Origin of the sequence: Nocardioides sp. ChNu-99 (assembly GCF_029493445.1) — a bacterium.
In the GTDB taxonomy this organism is placed as follows: domain Bacteria; phylum Actinomycetota; class Actinomycetes; order Propionibacteriales; family Nocardioidaceae; genus Nocardioides.
Genome location: NZ_JAHWBL010000097.1, coordinates 1 through 5,934, shown reverse-complemented (window position 1 = coordinate 5,934; position 5,934 = coordinate 1). Strand labels below are relative to the sequence as shown.

The following is a 5,934-nucleotide window of genomic DNA, read 5'->3' as shown; positions in this document are numbered from 1 at the left end:
GCGCGGGCGTGGCGCTCCCGCAGGGCCGTCACGGCCTCCGCGGCGGCGAGGGTGGACGCCGCCGACGCGAGGGCGTCCTCGGCGTGGGCGCGGTGGCGGTCGGCGGCGGCCGCGGCGGTGGCGGAGTCCGTGACGAGGGTGCCCGCCCACGCGGACAGGGCGTCGGTGCCCGTGCCGTCCCCCGGGTCGCCCCCCGCGCTCTCCTCGGCACCGTCCGACGGGACGGCGGCGGGGCTGCCCGACGGGTCGTCGAGGACGAGGTGGTCGGGGAACGCCACGTGGCCGGCCTCGCTGAGGCGGTGCACGGTGCTCCGCACCGCGACCAGGGCGTCGAGCGACTCCTGGCGCAGGGCGCGCCGGCGGTCGGTGAGCCAGCGCTCGACCTCGGCGTACCGGCTCGTGCGGAAGATGCTCTGCAGGAGGCGCTGGCGGTCGTCGGCGCCGGCCCGCAGGAAGCGCTGGAACTCGCCCTGGGGCAGCAGCACGACCTGGCAGAACTGCGCCATGGTGAGCCCGAGCAGCCGGGTCACCAGCTGGCCGGCCTCGTCGATGCGCCCCGTCAGGTGGGACCACGTGCCGTCGACGCGCTCCTCGACGAGCGCGCTGGCCTGCTGCGTCGTCGTGCCCGCGCCGCGCTTCTTCGGGCGCTCCCAGGCGGGGCTGCGGGTGAACCGGAACCGGCGACCCGACAGCGTCGCCTCGAGCACGACGCGCGGGGCGATGTCGGGCGCCGCGCCGTCGCTGCGCAGGTGCCGCGCCGTGCTGCGCTCGCCCGGGACCTGCCCGTAGAGGGCGAAGCAGATGGCGTCGAGGACGCTCGACTTGCCGGCCCCGGTCGGCCCGCAGAGCAGGAACAGCCCGTCGGAGGCGAGGTCGTCGAGGTCGACGGTGACGGTGGTGGCGAACGGGCCGAAGGCCGTCACCGTGAGGTCGTGGAGCCTCATCCGGCCGCGGCCTCCCGGGTGGCGTCGGCGTCGCCGGTGCAGGCCTCGCACGCGGAGGCCAGGAGCGCGGCCTCGTCGGCGGAGGCGTCGGACCCGCGGACGTGGCGCACGAAGTCGAGGGTGACGTCGTGGGGGCTGCGCCCGGCCACCGGCCGGTGCGGCGCGGCCGGGGCGGCGCCACCAACGGGCTCGTGGGTCAGCACCAGGGCGTGCGGGAAGCGGCGACGCAGCCGCTCCATCGCCCCCCGCTGCCGCTCGGGGTCGGTGAGGGTGGCCTCGACCCAGGCGGCCTCGTGCTCGGCCAGCGACGGGTCGGCCAGGAGCTCGGCCAAGGTGCCCCGCAGGCGGGCCAGCGGCCGGGGGACCGGGGTGGGCAGGAAGGTGGCGGCCACGGCGCCGTCGGCGGCGAGGTCGACGAGCCACGAGCCCTTCTCGCGGCCCGCCTCGGAGAACGAGTAGGCCAGCGGGGAGCCCGAGTAGCGCACCCGGTCGGTCAGCACGTGGCTGGCGTGCAGGTGGCCCATCGCCACGTAGTCCACGCCGTCGAGGACGGGCACGGGCACGCGCTGCACGCCGCCGACCGAGATGTCCCGCTCCGACTCGCTCGGCTGCGCGCCGGCCACGAAGGCGTGGGCCAGAACGACCGAGCGCGTGCCCGGACGACCCGCCAGGTCGGCCCGCACGCGGCGCATCGCCTCGCCGAGCGCCGCCTCGTGGGAACGCGCGGGCAGGGCCCACGGCTCGCGCACCGCGTCGGGGTCGAGGTAGGGGAGGCCGTAGACGGCCACGGCGCCGTCGGCGTCGGGCACCAGCACCGGCACGCCCACCTGCGCCGGGTCGGTGCGGACGTGGACGCCGGCCGCGTCCATCACCCGGGCGCCGAAGCCGAGACGCCGGGCGGAGTCGTGGTTGCCGCTCGTGACGACGACCCGGGCCCGCGACGCCGCGAGCCGCGCGATCGCCTCGTCGGCCAGGCGCACCGCGTCGACCGGCGGCAGGGCCCGGTCGTAGACGTCGCCGGCCACGACCACCAGGTCGACCGCCTCCTCCTCGACGACGGCGACCAGGTGGTCGACGAACGTCGCCTGGTCACCCAGCAGGTCGGCCCGGTGGAACGAGCGGCCCAGGTGCCAGTCGGAGGTGTGGAGGATGCGCACGGGACGAACCTAGGTGGGCCCGCCGACAGTCCCGCGGACCCACGCCGCGAGGTGGGCGGGGCCACCCCGCCGCCGTGGCCCCGTCAGCCGATCCGGCGCGCCAGCTCGTCGGCCATGTCGCCGACCCGGCGGCGCACGGCGCCGGGCAGCTCCTCCTGGGCCGCGAGCCGGCGTACCCGCTCGAGCACGTCGGTGCGGCGGGCTGTCAGCGGGAAGAAGGCCTCCGCCACGTCGCCGAGCAGCCAGCCCGAGAACACCTCCGCCGCGGCGGGCAGGCCGGTGAGGTAGCGCTCGACGTACGGCTCCGTGAGGTGCTCCTGGCCGCGCTGCCACAGGCCGAGGCCGGCGGCCTCCACCTCGTAGTTGGCGACCCGGGCCTCACCGGTGAACCGTGCCCAGGCCCACTCCTTCGCCGCCGTGGTGGGCAGCGAGGCCCGGGCCCGGGCGTGCTCGGTGCGGGCCACCGCGGAGGGGGCGTCGGCCAGCGCGGCGTCGAGCGCGTCGGCGTCGGTGGCGCCGCGCACCGCGAGCCGCACCAGCACCCGCCAGCGCAGCGCCTCGTCGAGCTCGACCCCGGGCGGCAGGTCGGCGCCGGCGAGCCAGGAGCGCAGCAGCGCCTCGTCCGCGGTCGCGGCCACGACCGCACCGAAGGCCGCCAGCTGCACGGTGCTGCCGGGCTCGGCGTCGCGCACGACGGCGTCGGCGGCGGCCCGGACCCGCGCCTCGAGGTCGTCGGGGTCCGCGACGACGGCGCGGAGCCGGCCCAGCGCCCACCCGGTCACGATGCTCACCCCGTCGTCGTCGCGCTCCGACGGCAGGCCGGCCGCGACGACGGTGAGCGCGTCGGCGGGGTCGACGGCGCCGGCGTGCACGCCGCTGCGCAGCGCGTTCCAGATCCCGGCCCGCAGCATCGGGTCGGTCGTGCGCGGCAGCAGGTCGGGCAGGGCCGCCAGCGTCGCGGCGTCGGGCGCCGACCACGACCAGGTGTCCTCGTAGGCGTCGACGACCACCGCGGCGTCGGGCCCCACGTCGTACGACGCGCCCTCCCCGCCCAGCACGACCTCGTCGACCCGCCACGTCGCGTCGCCGGGGGCGGCGCTCGCCACCCGCAGGGCGTGGGTGCGCTCCGCCGGGTGGGCGGCCGGGGGCACCCGCCGCAGGGTGCCGGCGGCCCGGTCGAGGCGCAGCTCGTCGACGCCGGGCGCGCGGAGCCAGCCGTCGACGAAGCCCGTCAGGTCGCCCGCCCCGGCCCGCTCCCACGACCCGAGCAGGTCGTGCATGGTGGCGTTGCCGAAACGGTGCCGGGTGAAGTGGTCGACGGCGCCGGCGAGGAACACGTCGTCCCCGACGAGGGCGGCGAGCTGCTTGAGCACGCTCGAGCCCTTGGAGTAGGAGATGCCGTCGAAGTCCTGCAGCGCGCCGGCGGCGTCCACGGCGCCGTTGCCGGCGACCGGGTGCGTGCTCGGGCGCTGGTCGGCGACGAGGCCCCACTGCCGGCGGCGGTGGGCGTTGTGGACCCACGTGTCGCCGTACTCGGTGACGTCGGCGGTGACGCGGTTGCCCATGTACTCCGCGAAGGACTCGTTGAGCCACAGGTCGTCCCACCACCGGGGCGTGACGAGGTTGCCGAACCACTGGTGGGCCATCTCGTGGGCGACGGTGACGGCGCGCTGGATGCGCGCCCCGCGGGTGACGCGGCTGGTGAAGACCAGCGGGTCGCGGAACGTCACGCAGCCCGGGTTCTCCATCGCGCCCGCGTTGAACTCCGGCACGAACGCCTGGTGGTAGTCGCCGAACGGGTAGCGGATCCCGAACAACCGGTGGAACTCGTCGAAGCACTGCCGCGTGACGGTCAGCAGCTCCTCGGCGTCGGCGTCGAGGTGGGGCGCGATGCTCTGCCGGCACGACAGGCCCAGCCGGATGCCGTCGTGGGAGACCCGCACGTGGTGGTACGGGCCCGCGACGACGGTGACGAAGTACGTCGCGAGCGGGGCGCTGCGCTCGAAGCGCCACAGGCCGGGCTCGGCCTGCGTGCCCGGCGCGTTGGCCGTGACCGTCCAGTCGACCGGCGCCCGGACGGTGAGGGTGTACGGCGCCTTGAGGTCCGGCTGGTCGAAGCACGCGAAGACACTGGGGGCCGCGTCCATGAAGCTCATGCCGTAGACGTAGCGCCGGCCGTCGGCGGGGTCGGTGTGGTGGTGCAGGCCCTCGCCGTCGGTGCGGAAGGCCATCACCGCGTCGACGACGAGCACGTTCTCGCCCGCCTCGGTGGGCAGCGGCAGCCGCCCGGCGTGGAGGGTGGCGGGGTCGAGGTCGGTGCCGTTGAGGGTGGCCCGGCGCAGCGCGACGGGCTTGACGTCGACGAACGTCTGGCCGCCCGCGCTGGTGAAGGTGATGGTGGTGCGCGAGGGGAAGGTGGCCTCGTCGGCGGCCAGGTCGAGCTCGACCTCGTAGCCGGTGACGTCGAGCAGCTCCGCCCTCCGCTCGGCCTCGTCGCGACGCAGGGACGTGCTGGCTCCGGGAACGCTCACGGCGCTCACCCTACGAGGGGTGAGCGCCGTGGCGGGGTGGGGCGGGTCGGGCGGCGTACGACGCGGCAGCGGCCGGCGCCGGTCGTCAGCCGACCGTGACCGAGACGATGTCGACAGGCGTGTTGGGCGCCCCGCCGCCGGCCGGGTTGGAGCCGTCGTCCCCGGCCTCGGCGATCTCCTCGATGACACCCAGGTCGGCGGGGTCGACCGTGCCGAAGACCGTGTAGTCGGGGGAGAGCTGCGTGTCGCCGTACACGATGAAGAACTGCGAGCCCTGGGTGTCGGGGCCCGAGTTCGCCATGGCCAGCGTGCCCGCGGCGTAGGTCTCGTCGCCGCTCAGCTCGTCGGCGTAGGAGTAGCCGGGGCCCCCGGCCGTCGTGCCCGACGGGTCGCCGCACTGCAGGACCTCGAAGCCGGGCGTCGTGGTGATGCGCGGGCACGGCGTGTCGTCGTAGAAGCCCTGCTCGGCCAGCGAGACGAAGGAGTTGACGGTGCACGGCGTCGTGTCGCCGTTCAGCGTGACGTCGAGGTCGCCGTTCGAGGTGGAGATGACGGCGGGCGTCGGGGTGGTGATGGTCGGCTCGGCCGGCGGCAGGTCCACGGGGCGGGCGGCCTCGCCGGACTCCTCGTAGGAGCACGTGCCGTCGGTGACACCGGTGGCGTCCGTCGACTCCTGCGAGCCCGACCCGCTCGAGCCCTCCTCGGCGTCCGAGCCGCAGGCGGCGAGGAGCGGGAGGGCGAGGACGGCGGCGATCGACAGGGCGCGGGTGCTGGCTCGGCTCATGCGTCCGAGCCTAGGGGGACCCTCAGCTGTTGCGACCGCGGGCCTCCACGGCGAGGGGCGCGCCGTCCACCCAGAGGGTGTCGACGAGGTTGACGGCCGCGCACACGTGGTTGGGCGCCACCTCGACGCGGGAGCCGACCGCCGGCAGGGGGCCGCCGCCGGTCTCCACCACGGCGTGGTGCTCCGAGAGCAGCACGACGCGGGCGTCGGGGTCGGCGGGCAGGCGCCCCCACCCGGTCGCGTGCGGGGCACGGTCCGCCCCGAGCACCTTGCTGCCGGCGTCGAGCACCACCCGGCCGCCCGCGTGGCTGACCACCGTCGCCACGCACGTCAGGGCCACGTCCTCCGGCTCGTGGTGGCCGAGCTCCCACTGCTGGGCGTCGCCGAACAGGTAGACCCCCGGACGTAGCTCGTCGGGCAGCGCGGTGCCCGCGGCCTCGGGCCCCCGCGCGAGGCTCGCGCCGAGGCTGGGCGTGGACCCGCCGCTGCGCACCGGGCACGGCAGGCCCGCGGCCGCC

General features: G+C 76.4%; 4 protein-coding genes and 1 pseudogene. All 5 read right to left on the bottom strand.

All coding sequences use genetic code 11. From position 1 onward, the window contains the following. The coding region (locus KK617_RS18295) for an SMC family ATPase (protein WP_277501622.1) at positions 1-944 on the bottom strand (944 nt) is incomplete at its 3' end. Then, positions 941-2,101, bottom strand: a complete 1,161-nt coding sequence (locus tag KK617_RS18290) for an exonuclease SbcCD subunit D (RefSeq protein ID WP_277501621.1) — start codon at positions 2,099-2,101, stop codon at positions 941-943. The genes KK617_RS18290 and KK617_RS18295, both read right to left, overlap by 4 nt. Positions 2,102-2,184: 83 nt before the next feature. Next, complete coding sequence (pepN, locus tag KK617_RS18285; protein WP_277501620.1) at positions 2,185-4,632, bottom strand: aminopeptidase N; 2,448 nt, start codon at positions 4,630-4,632, stop codon at positions 2,185-2,187. Between the two features lie 85 nt (positions 4,633-4,717). Beyond that, positions 4,718-5,416 (bottom strand): peptidylprolyl isomerase, encoded by a 699-nt coding sequence (locus tag KK617_RS18280; protein WP_277501619.1) that lies wholly within the window; start codon positions 5,414-5,416, stop codon positions 4,718-4,720. A 22-nt stretch (positions 5,417-5,438) separates the two neighbouring features. Beyond that, positions 5,439-5,934, bottom strand: a pseudogene (locus KK617_RS18275) (D-TA family PLP-dependent enzyme); the annotation flags it as partial.